Raw genomic sequence first — 18,061 nt, 5'->3', positions numbered from 1 at the left:
GTTCTGCTGACCGAGTACCGCGGTCTCACTGTGGCGCAGCTCAAGAGCCTGCGCCAGTCAATCAGCGAGCACGCGACCTACGCCGTCGTCAAGAACACGCTCACCAAGATCGCGGCGAACGCAGCTGGCATCAGCTCGTTCGACGACCAGCTTGCTGGTCCGTCCGCGATCGCATTCGTGCACGGAGACACTGTCGCCGTCGCGAAGGCGCTGCGTGATTTTGCCAAGGCAAACCCTCTCCTCGTCGTGAAGAGCGGTTACTTCGACGGTAACCCGCTCTCTGAGGAAGAGGTACGGCAGCTCGCCGACCTCGAGTCCCGCGAAGTTCTGCTCGGCAAGCTTGCCGGCGCCTTCAAGGCCTCGCTGTTCGGAGCCGCTTACATGTTCAACGCGCCCCTCGCGCAGGCGGTTCGCACCGTCGACGCGTTGCGCGAGAAGCAGGACACCGCGGCGTAAAGCCCGGTTAGAGAACTCAAGAAACACTAGGAGATAAACATGGCAAAGCTCACGAGCGACCAGCTCATCGAGACATTCAAGGAGCTCACCCTCATCGAGCTCTCCGACTTCGTCAAGAAGTTCGAAGAGGTCTTCGAGGTCACCGCTGCTGCACCAGTCGCCGTTGCGGCTGCTGGCGGCGGCGCTGCTGCCCCGGCCGAAGAGGTTGAGGAGAAGGACTCCTTCGACGTCGTCCTCGAGGCTGCTGGCGACAAGAAGATCCAGGTCATCAAGGAGGTCCGTGCACTCACGAACCTCGGCCTCGGCGAGGCCAAGGCCGTCGTTGATGGCGCACCGAGCACCGTGCTCGAGGGTGTCAACAAGGAGACCGCCGACAAGGCAAAGGCTCAGCTCGAAGAGGCTGGCGCAACCATCACGCTCAAGTAGTTCACCTACTCACGCGTTTCGAACGGCCCGTTCCACTTCGGTGGGGCGGGCCGTTCTGCGTCGGGGCAGTCGAAAAGCGTCAGGCCGGGGGAGCGGTCGTGCTCGAGCGCATGTCGAGGCGGACCTCGACGATCTCGTGCTGCGGGGCGACCTGCGCGAGCGGGTCGAGCAGCTGCTGCATGACGAGCTCGACCGCACGGGCGCCCTGGGCCGCGGGCTCCTGGCGAAGCGTGGTCAGGCCGAACATCTCCGCGTGGTCGTGTCCGTCGATTCCGATGACTGAGAGGGATGCCGGAACGGCGATGCCGAGCTGCCGCGCCGCGATGATCGCGCCGAACGCGATCTCGTCGCACCCGGCGACGATGGCCGTCGGGCGGGTGAGCGGGTCGGCGAGCACGTGCAGGGCGGCGGAGTAGCCGCCCTCCATCGTGAAGTCCGTCGGATAGAAGGCCCCCTCGGTCGGCAGCCCGGCGTCGCCGAGCGCCCCGAGAAAGCCGTCGAGCCGCTTGGCGTGCACCGTGAAGTCCATCTGGCGGTCGAGGCTGCCGCCGAGGTGCACGATGCGGGTGTGCCCGAGGCCGAGCAGGTGGCGGGTTGCGAGCCGGGCACACGCATCATCGTCGACACTGAGTGTCGGGATGCCGGGGATGGCACCCCCGACGCCGACGATGGGCTTGCGCAGGTTCTGCAGCAGCTCGACCTCGTGGGCGTTGAGGGCTATGCCGACCGAGATGACGGCATCCACGCGCTTTCGCACCAGGAAGTAGTCGAACACGCGGCGGCGGTGCTCCTCGCTGTCGCGAAGGCGGTAGAGCGCGAGGTCGTAGCCCGCGTCCATGAGGGCGCCCTCGATGCCCTCGAGCACCTCGCCGAAGTACCAGCGGTTGACGAACGGGATGACGAGGCCGACATTCTTCGTGCGCCCCGTCACGAGGCTCGCGGCATTGCTCGAGGCGACGAAGCCCAGCGCTGCTGCGGCCTCCACGACGCGCGTTCGCGTCTCCTCCGACACGTAGCCGCTGCCACTGAGGGCGCGCGACACGGTCGACTTCGATACGCCAGCGGCCCTGGCGACGTCGGCGATTCCGCTCACGCCTCATCCCTCCATTGGGTCAGCACGGGGAAATATCTGGGAACGGTTCCACAATATACCTCCGGAGGCGAGCGGTCCGACGGGGAGTCGCAGGGTACTCGAATTGCCCGCTACGCAAAACTTACGGAATGCCGAGAGTTTGGGTTCTTGACCTCCCCCCGAACGGGGCTTAGCTTGGGGTGTGGAACCGGTTCCCGTTTTCGGGGAAACCCCGCGCGACGACCGGGTCCGCACCAATCACATTCCTGCCGGGCAGCGTTCGGCGGGGGACGACCTCAACGAGGAGGGGACATGCTCCCACGATTGAATCGAAGAATCATCATCACGGTCGCGACGGCCACGGCGATCGGTCTGACTCTCAGCGGCTGCGTCGGCGACGCAGAGCCGGGGCCGTCAGACGCCAACTGCGACACCTATGCCGACTACGGCAACTTCGACGGTGAGGAGGTCACGATCTCCGGCACCATCGTCGAGGTGGAGGCCGACCGACTCGTCGAGTCGTGGTCAGACTTCGCGTCGTGCACTGGCATGCAGATCGACTACCAGGGCACCCAGGAGTTCGAGGCGAACATCCGCCAGCTCGCTGAGGGCGGCAACCCGCCAGACCTCGGCATCTTCCCGCAGCCCGGCCTCTTCGCCGACCTCGCAACGAGCGGCTACTTCAAGCCGGCACCGGCAGCCGTCGAGGACAACGTCGACGAGTTCTGGTCGGAGGACTGGAAGGCTTACGGAACCATTGACGGCACCTTCTACGGTGCTCCGCTCATGGCCAGCATCAAGGGCTACGTCTGGTACTCCCCGGCGGAGTTCGAGGAGAAGGGCTACGAGATCCCGAAGACGCTCGACGAGCTGAACGACCTCGCCGACACGATCGCGGCAGAGGGCGACCACAAGCCGTGGTGCGCTGGCTACGCATCGGATGCCGCAACCGGCTGGCCGGTCACCGACTGGATCGAGGACTACGTGCTGCGTGAGCAGGGCCCTGAGGTCTACGACCAGTGGTACAAGCACGAGATCCCGTTCAACGACCCGCGCATCGTCGAGGCATTCGACTCGGTCGGCGACATCCTCAAGAACGAGGACATGATCGGTGACGTGACCGCTGGGCTCTCCGTACCGTTCGGCGAGGGCGGCCTGCCGATCCTCGACGGACAGTGCTCGCTGCACCACCAGGCCTCGTTCTACGAGGGCTTCTGGGGCGACGGAGTAGAGGTTGCGCCTGACGGCGACGTCTTCGCGTTCATCCTCCCGCCCGTCGAGGCCGACTCCCCGCTCGCCGTCACCGGTGGTGGAGAGATCGTCGGAGCCTTCTCCGACTCGGAGGCCGTTCAGGCCTTCCAGGCGTACCTCTCGAGTGACACCTGGGCCAACAACCGTGTCGAGCTCGGCGGCGTGATCAGCGCCAACAGCGGACTGGACGCGAGCCTCGCCTCGAGCGCACTGCTCGAGCAGAGCATCGAGATCCTGCAGAACAAGGAGACGACCTACCGCTTCGACGCATCTGACCTGATGCCAGGAGCCGTCGGCGGCAACTCGTTCTTCAAGGGAATCGTCGACTGGATCGGCGGTGAGTCAAGCCAGTCCGTCGCCGACAAGATCGAGGCGAGCTGGCCCGCTCCGTAGCATCCACTCCATGTGAGGGCGGGGTCGTTCGCGGCCCCGCCCTTGCGCACCCACTCCCGTCACCGCCGACGAAAGGGCACAGCAGTGAGAACTGCCGACTTTATAGAGAAGATCGTCCAGGTAGGGCTCGGGCTCGCGGTCTTCGCGGCCGTCATCGGCCTGATCCTGTTCCTTGCAGACAAGGCGCCGAAGAGGGCGAAGGATGTCGTTCAGCTGGTCGTGTTCCTCGCGCCGGCGCTCATCCTCCTTGCCATCGGCCTCATCTACCCCGCGATCAGAACAAGCATCCTCGCCTTCAGCAACAAGGCCGGCGATCTCATCGGCCTCGACAACTTCGCCTGGATCTTCACGCAGCCCGACGCTGTGCGCGTGGTGACCAACACGATCATCTGGGTGGTCTGCGTGCCCTTGATCTCGACGGCCGTCGGCCTTGCCTACGCGGTCTTCATCGACAAGTCCAGAGGAGAGCGCATCTTCAAAGCCCTCGTCTTCATGCCGATGGCAATCTCCTTCGTCGGCGCCGGAATCATCTGGCGCTTCCTCTACGACTACCGCGGCGCCGACCGCGAGCAGATCGGCCTGCTCAACCAGATCGTCGTCTGGTTCGGCGGCGAGCCGGTCAAGTGGCTGCAGACCGAGCCGGTCAACACGTTCCTTCTCATCATCGTGATGATCTGGATCCAGACCGGGTTCGCGATGGTCGTGCTGTCCGCCTCGATCAAGGGCATCCCCACCGAGCAGGTGGAGGCAGCGCAGCTCGACGGCACCAACGCCTGGCAGCGATTCGCCAATGTGACGCTGCCCGGCATCCGCAGCTCGCTTGTCGTGGTCGTCACGACGATCTCTATCGCGACGCTCAAGGTGTTCGACATCGTGAGAACGATGACGGCTGGCAACTTCGACACCAGCGTCATCGCCAACGAGATGTACACCCAGGCCTTCCGGGCGAACGAGCCAGGACGCGGTGCGGCGCTCGCCCTCGTGCTGTTCGCGCTCGTGTTGCCCATTGTCATCTACAACGTGCAGGTGCTGCGCAAGCAGAAGGAGATCCGATGACCTCGACCCCTGTAGTCGCACCGATCGACACCGATGTGGCGCGGCCCGGCCATCCGTCGAAGGCGCACCGCGTCAAGAGGCGCCTCACCTCGCGCGGGGCGACGATCGTCTCGCTCATCATCGCGGTGCTCTGGACGCTGCCGACCTTCGGCCTCTTCATCTCGTCGTTCCGACCGGAGGAGGAGATCAAGTCCAACGGATGGTGGACGATCTTCGCCAATCCCGGCTTCACCCTCGACAACTACCGCGAGGTGCTGTTCTCGGCCTCAGCCTCGTCGCCGCAGCTGGGCGAGTACTTCGTCAACTCGTTGGCGATCGCGATCCCGGCGACGCTGTTCCCCCTCGTGCTCGCGTCGATGGCGGCCTACGCTTTCGCGTGGATCAAGTTCAGGGGCAGCGGCGCGTTGTTCGTCTTCATCTTCGCGCTGCAGATCGTTCCGCTGCAGCTCGCCCTCATTCCGTTGCTGCAGATCTTCTCCGGGGTGCTGCAGCCGTTCCAGGAGTCGATAGGAGACGCGCTCAACATTCCGACGAGCAACTACCTGCAGATCTGGATCGCGCACACGATCTTCGCGCTGCCACTCGCCATCTTCCTGCTGCACAACTTCATCAGCGAGATCCCCGGCGAGGTGATCGAGGCGGCGCGTGTCGATGGGGCGAGCCATGGGCAGGTGTTCCTGCAGATCATCATCCCGCTCGCTCTTCCCGCGCTCGCGTCGTTCGCGATCTTCCAGTTCCTCTGGGTATGGAACGACCTCCTCGTCGCCCTCATCTTCTCTGGAGGCACGTCGGAGGCGGCGCCGCTCACGCAGCGGCTCGCCGAGCTCACGGGTAGTCGCGGGCAGGAGTGGCAGCGACTCACGGCTGCCGCGTTCGTGTCGCTCGTGGTTCCGCTCATCGTGTTCTTCTCGCTGCAGCGCTACTTCGTGCGCGGGCTGCTGGCTGGCTCGACGAAGGGGTAGCGCGTCTGCGGGTTGAGTAGCACGCGAAGCGCGCGTATCGAAACCAGGTTGCACTAGCCGGTTTCGATACGGTCGCCTGCGGCGTCCTACTCAACCCGCAGATACGCGCGCCTGCGGCGCTCCTCAACCAGCGGATACCCTGAACCAATGAGCATGCACGGCGGCGGTGGCCCGCGAGGGGTCGGCGGCGGCCGTATTTCACGCGGGGATGTCGAGGCCCAGAAGGCGGCGAACGCCGAGGCGCCGAAGATCCCCGACCTGCTCTCCCGCATCGGGTCCCTCTTCTCGCCGCACAAGCGCGCCCTGACGGTCACGATTGTGCTCGTGCTGATCGCGGCTGGGCTCAGCGTTATCCCGCCACTTCTTACGCGCGCCGCGTTCGACGAGGGGCTCTTCCCGCCGAGCGGCACTCCCAACGTGCCGGTGCTGTTCGAGCTCGTCGCCTTCATGGTGTTGCTGTGGATCGCCTCCGCAGGCCTCGGCGTCTGGCAGACCTGGCTGACCGCGACGGTCGGCAACAAGGTCATGGGCGCGCTGCGGGTTCGGCTGTTCGGCCATCTGCAGTCCATGGAACTGGCGTTCTTCACGCGCACGCGCACGGGCGTCATCCAGTCCCGCCTGCAGAACGACGTCGGCGGCGTGGCCGGCGTGCTCAGCAACACCATCTCAAGCGTCATCGGCAACACCGTCACGGTGATCGCCGCGCTCGTCAGCATGCTCGTGCTCAGCTGGCAGCTCACCCTCGTCGCGATCGTGCTGCTGCCGGCGCTCGTCATCGCGCAGCGCCGCGTCGGCCAGGTGCGTGCACGCATCGCGACGAAGACGCAGGAGTCGCTGAGCGAGATGACCGCGATCACGCAGGAGGCGCTGAGCGTGAGCGGCATCCTGCTCGCCAAGAGCTTCACGCAGCAGCGGGCAGAGACCGCGCGCTACACGGCAGAGAACGAGAACCAGATCGGCCTGCAGGTGCGCCAGCAGATGAGCGGGCAGTGGTTCTTCGCGATCGTCAACATCTTCCTCTCGGTGATCCCCGCGGTCATCTACCTCGCTGCGGCGTGGCTGATCACGCGGGATGTGCCGGTGACCGCCGGCACGATCGTGGCCTTCACGACGGTGCAGGCGCGACTGACCTTCCCGCTCATGGGGCTCTTGCGGGTCGCGCTCGACCTGCAGACATCCGGTGCGCTGTTCGCCCGCATCTTCGAGTACCTCGACCTCAAGCCGGCGATCGTCGACAAGCCAGACGCCGCGCTCGTCGACGAGTCAGACCTCGGCCGGGTGACCTTCGACGACGTGGTGTTCCGCTACCCCGACGCAGGCCCCGACACCCCCGCGACGCTGCGCGGTGTCTCGTTCGAGATTCGCCCAGGGCAGTACGCGGCCTTCGTCGGTCCGTCGGGAGCGGGCAAGACGACGGTGTCGTACCTCATTCCCCGCCTGCACGATGTGTCATCGGGCAGGGTGATGTTCGCCGGCACCGACGTGCGCGACCTCGAGCACGACTCCCTTGTGCGCAACATCGGCATCGTCAGCCAGGAGACCTATCTCTTCCACGCCACGATCGGCGACAACCTGCGCTACGCGAAACCAGATGCGACGCAGGATGAGCTGGTCGCCGCCGCGACGGCCGCCAACATCCACGCGACGATCGTCTCGTTCCCCGACGGCTACGACACCGTCGTGGGCGAGCGCGGCTACCGCCTCTCGGGTGGAGAGAAGCAGCGCATCGCCATCGCCCGCGTGCTGCTGAAGGATCCAGCGGTGCTCATCCTCGACGAGGCAACGAGCTCGCTCGACTCCATCTCAGAGCACGTCGTGCAGGAGGCCCTCGACACCGCCTCCCGCGGCCGCACCACCATCGCTATCGCCCACCGTCTGTCGACGGTGCTCTCCGCCGACGTCATCTTCGTCGTCGACGCCGGGCAGATCGTGGAGAGCGGGACGCATGCAGAGCTGCTCGCGCTCGGTGGAGAGTATGCGGCGCTGTATGAGCAGCAGGTGGCTGGGGCGTAGGTGGCTGAGGCGCACGGCGCAGACGCGACGTGCGGCTACGAGCGCGCCGCCAGCAGCTCCTCCATATACCCGATCTCCGACTCCTGCGCCACGATCATGCCGGTGGCGAAGCTTCGCACGACCGAGACGTCGGTGCGGGTGAGCACGGCGTCGCCCATCTCGACCGCGCCATGGTGGTGGGCGATCATCAGCTCGAGGAAGATGCGCTCGGCGTCCACGCCAGAGGCGTCGCGCAGCGACTGCATCTGCTCCGGGGTTGCGAGGCCGGGCATCGGCTCACCGGCGGAGTGGGCGGTGCCGGCGTTGCCGTGGTGGTCGGTTGCTCCGCTGAGGGGAGGCCGCGACATCCACGTCATCGATGGCTCTGGCGATGCCTGCGGAAGGTTCCACACGGTGAGCCAGCCGAGCATCTGGCCAGACTGGTTGGCCTGCGTGATAGCGATGTCGTAGGCGAGGGAGCGCAGCTCTTGGTCGTCGGTGCGGTCGCGGATGAGCATGGCGAGCTCGACACCCTGGTCGTGGTGCACTTGCATGTCGCGGGCGAAACCAGCGGCAGCGCTCGTGGACGACGGGGTCGCCTCGACGCCAGACGTCAGCCGCCCGGCAGAGAACGCCCCGACCCCGACGAGCAGCACCGCGAGCACGCCCGCGACGATGGTGCGGGTGCTAGCCAACGAGACCAGGCGCCTCGGGCTGGCCGGAGCACGGAGCACCGATCTCCGGGGCGTCGCCGGCCTTCCAGAACTTGTCGATGAACTGGCCGAGGCGCTCGTCGTTCACGCCATCGAGCTCGACCTGGTTGCCCCAGGCGGAAGCGACGACGGGGGAGGGGAGGCCGTCGAACGGCGAGAGCACGATGTAGGTCGACGGGAGCTTGTCGCGCAGCACGTCGAGATCGGTTCCAGAGACGGCGTCGGGGTCGTAGGTCACCCAGACGGCGCCGTGCTCGAGGGCGTGCACGGCACGCTCGTTGGGCACCGGCTGGTCGTAGACGCCGCAGTTGAGCCAGACGCCGCTGTGGTCTCCTCCGGCGGGCGGAGTCATTCCGTAGAGACCCTCGTAGTCGACCGTGGTGTCGACGTGGTTGCTGGTGAGGCCGGGGAACTTCTCCAGCCCCTCGATCGAGATGCTGTCGGGGTCGACCTTCGGCTTGTTGGCTACGACGATGGCGGTGATCAGCAGGGCGACAACGGCAAGACCGGCGACGATTCCAATGATGAGCCCGATGCGGCGATTGCGCTTCTCCCTCGCACGCTGCTTCTTGAAGGCCTCGACCTTCTCTGAACGCTGCGCTTCGCGCTCCTGCTTGATCGTGGCGCCGGAGCGCTGAGAGCCGTTCGCCATTGCTGTGTCGCTTTCTCGAGGTGTACGTCGAGTTTGCCATGATCCCGCTACCCGTAACCTCAAAACCGCCGCTGGTAGATTGAGCGCACCATGAAGTACGCCAACTCCGTCACCGACCTGATCGGCAACACCCCGCTGGTCAAGCTGTCGAGCCTCACCACGGGCCTCAAGCCGACGATCCTGGTCAAGGTCGAGTACCTCAACCCCGGCGGCTCGTCGAAAGACCGCATCGCCGCCCGCATCATCGATGCGGCAGAGCGAGAGGGCAAGCTCGCCCCCGGCGGCACCATCGTCGAGCCGACCAGCGGCAACACCGGCATCGGCCTCGCCCTTGTCGCCCAGCAGCGCGGCTACCGCTGCGTCTTCGTGCTGCCAGACAAGGTCGGGGAGGAGAAGCGCAACGTGCTGCTCGCCTACGGTGCGGAGGTCGTCGTGACGCCGACATCCGTGGCTCCAGAGAGCCCCGACTCGTACTACTCGGTGAGCGACCGGCTCGCACGCGAGATTCCCGGCGCATTCAAGCCAGACCAGTACTCCAACATCAACGGCCCGCTCAGCCACTACGAGACGACCGGCCCAGAGATCTGGCGCGACACCGAGGGCAAGGTCACGCACTTCGTCGCCGGTGTCGGCACCGGCGGCACCATCAGCGGTGTCGGCAAGTACCTCAAAGAGGTGTCGGCCGGCGCGGTCACGATCATCGGCGCCGATCCTGAGGGCTCGGTGTACTCCGGCGGCACGGGCCGCCCGTACCTCGTCGAGGGCGTCGGCGAGGACTTCTGGCCGAGCGCCTACGACGGCTCTGTCGTCGACGAGATCATCGCGGCATCCGATGCGGAGTCCTTCGAGATCACCCGTCGCCTCGCCCGCGAAGAGGGTCTGCTGGTCGGCGGCTCGAGCGGTCTCGCCGTTGCCGCAGCCCTCAAGGCTGCAGAGCACCTCACCGAGGACGACGTCGTCGTCGTGCTGCTGCCCGACGGCGGCCGCGGCTACCTCGGCAAGATCTTCAACGAGAAGTGGATGCAGTCCTACGGATTCACGCAGCTCAACGAGGAGAAGACGGTCGCCGACCTCGTCGGCACCAAGGACGACTCGCTGCCCGACCTCGTGCACGTGCATCCCACCGACACCGTTCGCCACACCATCGACAAGCTGCGCACCTTCGACGTGTCGCAGATGCCGGTGCTCACGGCAGAGCCGCCCGTCGTCATGGGCGAGGTTGTCGGGTCGATCGACGAGAAGAGCCTCGTCGACGCCGTGTTCAGCGGTCGCGCCAAGCTCAGCGACCCGCTCAAGGAATTCGTCGGCCCTCCCCTCGGTTTGATCGGTATGCACGAGTCGGTCGCTGCAGCGCGCGCCGCCCTGACCGACGCGGACGCCCTGCTCGTCATCCATGACGGCAAGCCGGCCGCTGTGCTCACGCGTCAGGACCTCCTGACGTACCTCTCCGAGTAGAAACGACCACCGTGCCAGAGAACTTCGGCTTCGACACCCGTGCCATCACCGCGGGCCAGGCCTTCGACCCGACCACCGGTGCTGTCGTACCGCCCGTCTACCTGACGACGACCTTCGTGCAGGACGGCATCGGCGGGTTCCGCAACGGCTACGAGTACGCGCGCGGCGGCAACCCAACCCGCGACTCCCTGCAGGAGCTGCTCGCCTCGCTCGAAGGCGGCACGAAAGCCTTCAGCTTCGCCTCCGGCCTCTCGGCTGAGGACGCGGTGCTGCGTGCCCTGCTCGCCCCCGGCGACCACATCCTCATGGGCAACGACGTCTACGGCGGAACCCACCGCCTCGTCAACCGGGTCTTCGTGCCGTGGGGTGTATCGCTCTCGACGGCCGACTTCAGCGACATCGATGCGGTGCGCCACGCCATCCGGCCCGATGCAACCAAGGTGCTGTGGGTCGAGACGCCGAGCAACCCGCTCATGAAGATCAGCGACATCGCGGCACTCGCAGAGCTCGGCCACTCGATGGGCATCACGGTCGTCGTCGACAACACCTTCGCCTCGCCGTACCTGCAGCAGCCGCTCTCGCTCGGAGCCGACGTCGTCGTGCACTCGACAACGAAGTACCTCGGCGGGCACAGCGACGTTCTCGGCGGTGCGGTCATCGTGAAGGATGAGGCGCTCGCCGAGAAGGTCGGCTTCCTTCAATTCGGCGTCGGTGCCGTCTCCGGCCCCTTCGACGCCTGGCTGACCGTGCGCGGAATCAAGACGCTCGGTGTGCGGCTCGACCGGCACTCCTCGAACGCGCAGTCGATTGCCGAGACCCTGGTGGGCCACGCGAAGATCGACACCGTCTACTACCCCGGCCTGCCAGACCACCCGGGCCACGAGCTCGCCGCCCGGCAGATGAAGCACTTCGGCGGCATGCTCTCGCTCAAGCTGCACTCCGGTGCCGAGGCGCGAAAGTTCGCGGAGTCGACGAAGCTGTTCCAGCTGGCGGAGTCGCTCGGCGGCGTCGAGTCGCTCATGTGCTACCCGTCGGAGATGACCCACGCCTCTGTGCGCGGCACCGCTCTCGAGGTGCCCGACTCCGTCGTGCGGCTCTCGGTCGGTATCGAGGATGTCGCCGACCTGACGGCAGACGTGCTCGAGGCGCTCGACCGCATCTGAATCTCTGGCGCCTTCTCGCCGAGTGCTGGCAGAGCGGAAGCGCCTCGAGGTCGGAGGCCAGCGACAGAATGGGTTCGTGACTGAGACAGCGACGCCGACCGTAATCCACGAGGGGCGTCTTGGCCTGCTTCAGGCTTCTGCCCTCTACATCGCGGCGGTGCTCGGCACCGGCATCCTGGTGCTGCCGGCGCTGGCAGCCAAGGCGGCTGGTGCCGGATCGGTGCTCGCGGTCGTCGCGGTGCTCATCCTCTCCGTTCCGCTCGCGGGCACCTTCGCCGCGCTCGCCTCGCGGTTTCCCGACTCTGGTGGGGTCGCGACCTACGTGCGCATGGCGCTCGGCGATACGGCGGCGCGCATCGCGGGCTACCTCTTCTTCTTCGGCGTCGTCATCGGCGCCCCCGTCGTCGGCATCCTCGCCGGTCGCTACCTCGCCGCGATCTTCGGCGGCGGCGAGGTCATGGTCATCGTCATCGCGCTCACGGTGCTCTCGCTTCCGTTCGTCTCCAACTTCTGGGGTTTCTCGGTATCCGGCCGGGTGCAGCTGGTGCTCACCGGCCTGCTCGTCGTGATCATCGTGCTCGTGATCGCCCTCGCGCTGCCCTCGGCCGACGCGGCGAACTTCGAGCCGCTGCTTCCGCACGGGTGGGCGGGAGTCGGGGTGGCGATCTCGCTGCTGGTCTGGGCCTTCTCCGGATGGGAGGCGGTGACCCACATCGCCGCGGAGTTCCGAAACCCCCGCCGCACCATCCCGCTTGCGACGGCGATCGCGATCGTCGCCGTCGGCGTCGGCTACGTCGGCCTCCAGCTCATCACCATCGCGGCCCTCGGGTCGCGTGCCGGCGAGACGGAGGTGCCGCTGCTCACCCTCGTCGGTCTGGGGGGCTCGGCTATCGGCCCCGGGATCGTCGCGGCCATCGCCCTCGTGGTGACCCTCGGGGTGCTCAACACCTACACGGGCGCGCTGGCGAAGCTCGGCGCCTCGCTCGGGCGCGACGGCGACCTCCCGCGCTGGTTCGCCCGTGGTGCAGAGGCCGGGGGAGTGCCACGCCGCAGCCTCGGCCTCAATGCTCTGGTCGTCGCGTTCTACGTCGCCGCGGTCGCTCTCACGGGGTTCGACCTGACCCCCTTCATCCTCATCAACACGGCATGCATGGTCTGCGTCTACGCCCTCGGCATGGTCGCCGCCCTTCGCCTCCTCGAGCGCTTCAGCATCGGCTGGTGGTTCGCCGTGGCCAGCTGCGTGCTCATCGCGGGGCTGCTCGTGCTCGCCGGTGCCGCCCTCATCGTTCCCCTTGCCTTCGTCGTCGTCGCCCTCATCGTGAAAGCAGTGAAATCCCGTGTCTGAGTCTCCTGAACCCCAGTACCGTGCCCACTTCGACGCCAGGATCGAGTTCGCCAACGGTGGCGACCTGACGGCCAGCGGCTTCCGGCTCGACCTGCCATCGCGTGACGCCGATGTCGCGCCGTTGCTCGTGCAGCACCTCGGCCTCGCGCTCGTGTCGAAGGTCGAGCTGACGAACCTGTCGGTGGTCGAGGAGGCGCACCGGGGGTCGCGGGGCATCGAGGCGACGACGAGATCGACCCGCGGTCGCCTCGTCGACCTCAGCCACGTCATCCGGGCCGGCCTTGTCACCTACCCCGGTCTGCCGGCACCGGTCATCTCGCCGCACCTCACCCGCGAGCAGTCGATCGCGAAGTACGCACCCGGCACGCAGTTCGCCATGGACGTCATCACCATGATCGGCAACACCGGAACCTACATCGACAGCCCCTTCCACCGCTACGAGGGCGGAACCGACCTCGCCGGCCTTGAGCTAGCCACTCTCGTCGACCAGCCAGCGGAGGTCTTCCACCTGCAGGACTCGCTCGAGCGGGGCATCCCGGCCAGCGTCTTCTGGGACAGGGATGTCGCGGGCAAGGCCGTCATGCTGCACACGGGGTGGGATGCGCACTTCGGCACGCCCGCCTACGCGAGCAACGCGCCGTTCCTCACCCGTGAGGGCACGGACTACCTCGTTGGGCAGGGCGTCACGATGGTCGGCATCGACTCGCTCAACATCGACGATACCGAGAGCGGTGGGGAGCGGCCGGCGCACTCGGGGCTGCTCGCAGCGGGCATCCATGTGGTCGAGCACCTGACCAACCTCGCAGAGCTGCCGCCGAGCGGCGCGCTCGTGACCGTCGTGCCGCCCAAGGTGGAGGGCTTCGGAACCTTCCCGGTCAGGGCCTTCGCGCGCCTGCCCTAGCCGGGCCAGCTCATCGAGCTCGCCGGGGGCTAGCGGGTGCCGAGCTGCACGACCTCGTCGGAGTCGGGGCCGCCGGTCTTGACGCACTGGCCGAGCACGTCGATCGCGATGGTCGCGCCGAGCCCGTCGCCGTCGGGGTCGCTCGTCGTGGTCAGGATGAGCTGCGAGCGGGAGCCGTCCTTCTTGAGCGTGCGGGTCGAGCTGCCGGTGCCCTGGGAGAGGAACTCGTCCCAGCCCTCGTCGATGTAGGTGGCAGAGAGGTCGGCGCTGATCGTCTCGACGTCGGCGGCCGCCGCGGAGTTGATCTCGAGCACGATGCTCGAGTGCCACTTGCGCATCAGGCCATCGGGGTCGTCGTCGAGGGCGCAGCCCTCTGACCCGTCGCTCTTCTCGCCGATGGTGAGCACGGCATCCGCCGGAACTCGGGTGGCGGCGTCGTTGCGCAGCAACTGGGTCGGTGCCTTGGTGTCGGCGAGCGAGATGGTCGAGTCCTCGCTGGCGCACGCCGAGAGGCTTGCCGTGATCGCGATCGCGATGACGAGTGCGGTGGCGCGTCGCGCCCGGTCTGCGTTGACCATGTGATTCCTCCAGGGGTCAGTGGTGGTACGGGCCTGACTCCGGTTCCACGGTATCCCGCGAAAATTTCGACGGCGACCCCGCGTTAAGGTGCCATCGATTCGCTCAGCCGCGCTATGCCCGGCCCGCCGCCGCGCGTGACCGGCGCGAGAGCGAGTCGATGATCACCGCGAGCACGAGCACAGAGCCGGTGACCATGTACCGAATCGACGAGTCGAGGTTCAGCAGGGTGAGCCCTGACGAGATCGACATGATGACAAGCACCCCGAGCAGGGCAGAGAATGCAGAGCCGCGGCCGCCGAACAGGCTCGTGCCGCCGATGACCGCGGCGGCGATCGCGTTGAGATTGGTGTCGCTGCCGCCAGAGCTCTGGTTTGCGGCAGCGAGTCGTGCGGCAGCCATGAGTCCGCCGACCGCGGCGAAGGTCGAGCACAGCACGAACACCGAGATGTAGACCCGGTTGACCCGGATGCCCGCACGGCGCGCCGCCTCGACGCTGCCGCCAACGGCGTAGACCGCACGGCCCCACCGCGTGCGGGTGAGAGCGAGGTTCATGATCGTCACGAGCACGACGAAGAGCAGGAACATCGCGCCGACGCCGCGGGCGAGGTTGAGGTACCAGGTGGCGACACCGAGCACGGCGAGGAGCCCACCGACCCGGATGGCGATGACACTCGTCGACATCGCCGCAAGTCCTGCCTCGGTGCGGCGGCGCGCCTGGCTCACGAGGCTCCAGCCGTAGGCGAGCACGACGAGGCCGACGATGCCGTAGGCGACGGCGTCGGGAAGGAAGAGCTGCTGTCCGAACGTCACGATCCACGAGTCGAACGGGATGTTGATCGACCCGACGCGGCCGAGCACCCAGAGCTGCACGCCGAGGAAGCCGAGCAGGCCGGCGAGCGTCAGCACGAAGGCCGGCACTCCGAACCGGGTGTAGAGCAGTCCGTAGGCAAGGCCGGCGACGACGCCGGCGGCGACGCCGGCGAGCAGGGCGACGGGAAGGGGAAGCTCGAGCTGCACGAAGGCAACCGCGAGCAGCGCCGCGGCGAGCCCGCTGACCGAGCCGACGGAGAGGTCGATCTCTCCGACCAGCAGCACGAGCACGATGCCGATCGAGATCGTGCCGATCGCCGCGCACTGCATGGTGAGGTTCACGAGGTTGGTCGGCGACAGGAAGTTGGGGTTGAGCAGCTGGAACGTGACGGCGATGAGCACGAGGCCGGTGAGCACGGGAAGCGACCCGAGGTCGCCGCCACGGAGCCGCTCGACGAAGGCGTCGAGGGTGCCGCGGAAGCCTCCGTGCCTCGCGTCCTGGGGGTGGGTCTCTGTCACGGTGCAGTCTCCGTCGGTACGGGGCCGATCGCCGGCCGCTGGCGCGGTGCGGCCGGTGGGTGGTGCTCTGTTGCCCCGGTGATGGCGGCGATGATCATCTCGCTCGTGACATCCGACACCCGGAACGTTCCGTTGTTTCGGCCGAGACGCAGCACGACGATCCGGTCGGCGACGGCCAGCACGTCGGCGATGTTGTGGCTGATGAGGATGACGCCGAGCCCGCGTTCGCGCAGCCGCTCGATGAGGTTGAGCACTTCTGCGGTCTGCGAGACGCCGAGGGCGGCCGTCGGCTCGTCGAGGATGACAACGCTCGGCTCGCCGATGAGCGATCTGGCGATCGCGACGGTCTGCCGCTGGCCCCCCGACAGTGCGGCAACAGGAACCCGCACCGACTGCACGCGCGCCCGAAGCTCACGCAGCAGCGACCACGAGCGCTGCTCCATCTCGACCTCGTCGAGGGCGCCGCCGCGGGTGAGCTCCCGCCCGAGCCAGAGGTTGCTGACCACGTCGAGGCTGTCGCAGAGCGCCAGGTCCTGGAACACGGTTGCGATGCCGAGGTCTCGCGCGTCGGTTGGCGATGCGAGGCTAGTGGGGGATCCATAGAACGTGATGGTTCCGCCGTCGGGCGGGTGCACCCCCGACAGGATCTTGACCAGGGTCGACTTGCCCGCGCCGTTGTCGCCGACAATCGCCACGACCTCGCCAGCGTGCACGTCGAAGTCGATGCCGCTGAGCGCTCGCACGGCGCCGAAGCGCTTCGACACGTCGCGCAGCGACAGGATCTGCTCTGGCGCGCGCGGAGTCGGCATGTCGCCGGTCACCGGATGCCCGCCCTCTCGCACGCGTCGGCATACTCTGGCGTGCAGATCTCCTCGACCGTGTACAGCCCGTCGGCCACGACGGTGTCGAGGATGTTGTCGATGGTCACGACGACGATCGGCAACAGGGTCGTCGGCGTGCCCTGCATCGTCGTCTCGCCAGAGACCGGCTTGCCCGTGGCGAGGGCGACGGCCACCTCGGCCGCGAGCTCCGCCTGCGCGCGCATCGCCTTGTAGATGGTCATGTACTGGTCGCCGGCGACGATGCGCTGGATGGCGGCGAGCTCGGCATCCTGTCCGATCACCACGGGAAGGGGGGAGACGTTGGCCGCTTTGAGAGCAGCGATCGCCCCGCCAGCCGTTCCGTCGTTGGCGGCGTAGACCCCGCTGATCTGGCCAGAGAACTGGGTGATCTGGCCGGCCACCCACTCCTGCGCCTTGTCTGGGCTCCAGTCGGGGGTGTCGAACTCCGCGAGGATCTCGTAGCCGCTGCCGTCGATGACGCTGTGAGCACCCTCCTTGAAGAGGATCGCGTTGCCGTCGGTCGGAGAGCCGTTGAGAACAAGGATGCCTCCGTCGGCTCCGTCGGCGTCGAGCTTGTCGATGAGTGCGGTGCCCTGCAGCACGCCGACCTTCTCGTTGTCGAAGGAGACGTAGAAGTCGAGCCGCCCCCCGGCCACGAGCCGGTCGTAGGACACGACGGGCACGCCCTGCGCATTCGCGGCGGTGACGATACTGACGGCGGCAGCGGAGTCGACGGGGTCGAGCACGAGCACGGCGACGCCCGAGGCGAGAGCGGCCTCTGCCTGGCTCTGCTGCTTGGCCGCATCCTGGTCGGCGTTGGAGTAGAGCACCTCGTAGTCGCCGAGCTCTGCGATGCGCTTCTCGAAGTACGGTCGGTCGAAGCTCTCGTAGCGGGCGGTCTTCGACTCCGGCAGCAGCAGTGCGATCTTCACGGCACCGGTCTGCGGCACGACGGTGCACCCGCCGAGAACGAGGGCGGCGGTCGCAATCGTGACGACCGCACGCAGGAGCCGGCCGCTCACGCGCGCAGCCCGCTGCTCTGAATCGATCCGGCCTGCTGCGTCGAGTCGACGCCGACGTGGTCGATGGCGAGGGCGAGGCAGCCAAGGAGCTCTGCGCGGTCGCCGAGCTCTGCCTGCACGATGGCTGGCACGCCGTCGGAGCTGGCAAGCGCCGACCGCTCGAGGGCGTGCCGCATGGGGGAGAGGAGGGTCTCGCCGGCCTGGGCGAGCTCTCCGCCGATGACGAGGAGCTCCGGGTCGAAGAGGTTGCACAGGCTGGCGGCGGCGATGCCGATGTGGCGCCCGGCATCCGCGATGACGCGCTTGGCGCTCGCGTCGCCACTCTCTGCACGCAGCAGGAGGTCGCGCACGCGCTGCATGCCGGGGTCGCCGCGGAACAGCTCGAGTAGGGCCGGCCCTCCGGCGAGGGTGTCGAGGGGGGCGGGGGGGATGGAGCGGGAGAGCGGGGCGGT

At 67.2% G+C, this 18,061-nt stretch carries 18 protein-coding genes; 10 read left to right on the top strand and 8 right to left on the bottom strand.

Translation table 11 applies throughout. The features are described 5' to 3' along the window. Positions 1–456: 50S ribosomal protein L10 (gene rplJ, locus AC14A7_RS07250; protein WP_484007665.1), on the top strand; the 456-nt coding region annotated here is incomplete at its 5' end. 39 nt (positions 457–495) lie between these two features. Further along, positions 496–882: a 50S ribosomal protein L7/L12 gene (gene rplL, locus AC14A7_RS07245; protein ID WP_484007663.1), complete on the top strand. Its 387-nt coding sequence runs from the start codon at positions 496–498 to the stop codon at positions 880–882. A gap of 79 nt (positions 883–961) precedes the next feature. Here the strand turns inward: rplL and AC14A7_RS07240 are convergent, their stop codons facing one another. Next, positions 962–1,975, bottom strand: a complete 1,014-nt coding sequence (locus AC14A7_RS07240) for a LacI family DNA-binding transcriptional regulator (protein WP_484007661.1) — start codon at positions 1,973–1,975, stop codon at positions 962–964. Positions 1,976–2,266: 291 nt separating this feature from the next. On the opposite strand from AC14A7_RS07240, the gene AC14A7_RS07235 reads away from it, so the two are divergent. The 4 genes from AC14A7_RS07235 (at position 2,267) to AC14A7_RS07220 (ending at position 7,629) form a co-directional block, all read left to right on the top strand. Continuing rightward, positions 2,267–3,598 (top strand): ABC transporter substrate-binding protein, encoded by a 1,332-nt coding sequence (locus AC14A7_RS07235; protein WP_484007659.1) that lies wholly within the window; start codon positions 2,267–2,269, stop codon positions 3,596–3,598. Between the two features lie 84 nt (positions 3,599–3,682). Continuing rightward, positions 3,683–4,654, top strand: coding sequence for a carbohydrate ABC transporter permease (locus AC14A7_RS07230; protein WP_484007657.1), 972 nt, complete (start codon positions 3,683–3,685; stop codon positions 4,652–4,654). Beyond that, positions 4,651–5,616: a carbohydrate ABC transporter permease gene (locus tag AC14A7_RS07225; protein ID WP_484007655.1), complete on the top strand. Its 966-nt coding sequence runs from the start codon at positions 4,651–4,653 to the stop codon at positions 5,614–5,616. The genes AC14A7_RS07230 and AC14A7_RS07225 overlap by 4 nt, the downstream gene beginning before the upstream one ends. A gap of 153 nt (positions 5,617–5,769) precedes the next feature. Then, complete coding sequence (locus tag AC14A7_RS07220) at positions 5,770–7,629, top strand: ABC transporter ATP-binding protein (protein WP_484007667.1); 1,860 nt, start codon at positions 5,770–5,772, stop codon at positions 7,627–7,629. Positions 7,630–7,664: 35 nt separating this feature from the next. On the opposite strand, the gene AC14A7_RS07215 is transcribed toward AC14A7_RS07220, so the two are convergent. Both AC14A7_RS07215 and AC14A7_RS07210 read right to left on the bottom strand, forming a co-directional pair. Next, positions 7,665–8,303, bottom strand: a complete 639-nt coding sequence (locus AC14A7_RS07215; RefSeq protein ID WP_484007654.1) for a DUF305 domain-containing protein — start codon at positions 8,301–8,303, stop codon at positions 7,665–7,667. After that, positions 8,296–8,973 (bottom strand): DUF3105 domain-containing protein, encoded by a 678-nt coding sequence (locus tag AC14A7_RS07210; RefSeq protein WP_484007652.1) that lies wholly within the window; start codon positions 8,971–8,973, stop codon positions 8,296–8,298. Before AC14A7_RS07210 ends, AC14A7_RS07215 begins: the two co-directional genes overlap by 8 nt. 90 nt (positions 8,974–9,063) lie before the next feature. Between AC14A7_RS07210 and AC14A7_RS07205 the strand changes: the two genes are divergently transcribed. The 4 genes from AC14A7_RS07205 (at position 9,064) to AC14A7_RS07190 (ending at position 13,837) form a co-directional block, all read left to right on the top strand. Continuing rightward, entirely contained in the window at positions 9,064–10,428 is a 1,365-nt protein-coding gene (locus AC14A7_RS07205; RefSeq protein WP_484007650.1) for a cystathionine beta-synthase, read from the top strand. 11 nt (positions 10,429–10,439) lie between these two features. Further along, positions 10,440–11,591 carry a cystathionine gamma-synthase gene (locus tag AC14A7_RS07200; protein WP_484007648.1) on the top strand — a complete coding sequence of 384 codons (1,152 nt, stop codon included), beginning with the start codon at positions 10,440–10,442 and terminating at the stop codon, positions 11,589–11,591. A gap of 76 nt (positions 11,592–11,667) precedes the next feature. Beyond that, positions 11,668–12,936 carry an APC family permease gene (locus AC14A7_RS07195; RefSeq protein WP_484007646.1) on the top strand — a complete coding sequence of 423 codons (1,269 nt, stop codon included), beginning with the start codon at positions 11,668–11,670 and terminating at the stop codon, positions 12,934–12,936. After that, positions 12,929–13,837 (top strand): cyclase family protein, encoded by a 909-nt coding sequence (locus AC14A7_RS07190; RefSeq protein WP_484007644.1) that lies wholly within the window; start codon positions 12,929–12,931, stop codon positions 13,835–13,837. Before AC14A7_RS07195 ends, AC14A7_RS07190 begins: the two co-directional genes overlap by 8 nt. A 29-nt stretch (positions 13,838–13,866) precedes the next feature. Here the strand turns inward: AC14A7_RS07190 and AC14A7_RS07185 are convergent, their stop codons facing one another. From AC14A7_RS07185 to AC14A7_RS07165, 5 genes are all read right to left on the bottom strand, one after another. Continuing rightward, on the bottom strand, positions 13,867–14,415 hold the full coding sequence (locus AC14A7_RS07185) for a hypothetical protein (protein ID WP_484007642.1): 549 nt from the start codon (positions 14,413–14,415) through the stop codon (positions 13,867–13,869). 112 nt (positions 14,416–14,527) lie between these two features. Continuing rightward, a complete protein-coding gene (locus AC14A7_RS07180) occupies positions 14,528–15,745 on the bottom strand; it encodes a sugar ABC transporter permease (protein WP_484007640.1) in 1,218 nt (405 codons plus the stop codon). Then, complete coding sequence (locus tag AC14A7_RS07175) at positions 15,742–16,554, bottom strand: ATP-binding cassette domain-containing protein (protein WP_484007638.1); 813 nt, start codon at positions 16,552–16,554, stop codon at positions 15,742–15,744. Before AC14A7_RS07175 ends, AC14A7_RS07180 begins: the two co-directional genes overlap by 4 nt. A gap of 8 nt (positions 16,555–16,562) precedes the next feature. After that, positions 16,563–17,609 (bottom strand): sugar ABC transporter substrate-binding protein, encoded by a 1,047-nt coding sequence (locus AC14A7_RS07170; protein ID WP_484007636.1) that lies wholly within the window; start codon positions 17,607–17,609, stop codon positions 16,563–16,565. Continuing rightward, a partial coding sequence (locus AC14A7_RS07165; RefSeq protein ID WP_484007634.1) for an ROK family protein occupies positions 17,606–18,061 on the bottom strand: 456 nt, incomplete at its 5' end. The genes AC14A7_RS07165 and AC14A7_RS07170, both read right to left, overlap by 4 nt.

This window comes from Conyzicola sp. (assembly GCF_057073975.1).
The sequence above is the reverse complement of the archived record's forward strand: the minus strand, read 5'-3'. Positions and strand labels throughout refer to the sequence as shown.

Bases quoted from the DNA above. Each gene is read 5' to 3' on its own strand.
- rplL (WP_484007663.1), top strand. From the start codon at position 496: ATGGCAAAGCTCACGAGCGACCAGCTCATCGAGACATTCAAGGAGCTC.
- AC14A7_RS07205 (WP_484007650.1), top strand. From the start codon at position 9,064: ATGAAGTACGCCAACTCCGTCACCGACCTGATCGGCAACACCCCGCTG.
- AC14A7_RS07225 (WP_484007655.1), top strand. From the start codon at position 4,651: ATGACCTCGACCCCTGTAGTCGCACCGATCGACACCGATGTGGCGCGG.
- AC14A7_RS07175 (WP_484007638.1), bottom strand. From the start codon at position 16,554: ATGCCGACTCCGCGCGCGCCAGAGCAGATCCTGTCGCTGCGCGACGTG.
- AC14A7_RS07185 (WP_484007642.1), bottom strand. From the start codon at position 14,415: ATGGTCAACGCAGACCGGGCGCGACGCGCCACCGCACTCGTCATCGCG.
- AC14A7_RS07220 (WP_484007667.1), top strand. From the start codon at position 5,770: ATGCACGGCGGCGGTGGCCCGCGAGGGGTCGGCGGCGGCCGTATTTCA.
- AC14A7_RS07210 (WP_484007652.1), bottom strand. From the start codon at position 8,973: ATGGCGAACGGCTCTCAGCGCTCCGGCGCCACGATCAAGCAGGAGCGC.
- AC14A7_RS07235 (WP_484007659.1), top strand. From the start codon at position 2,267: ATGCTCCCACGATTGAATCGAAGAATCATCATCACGGTCGCGACGGCC.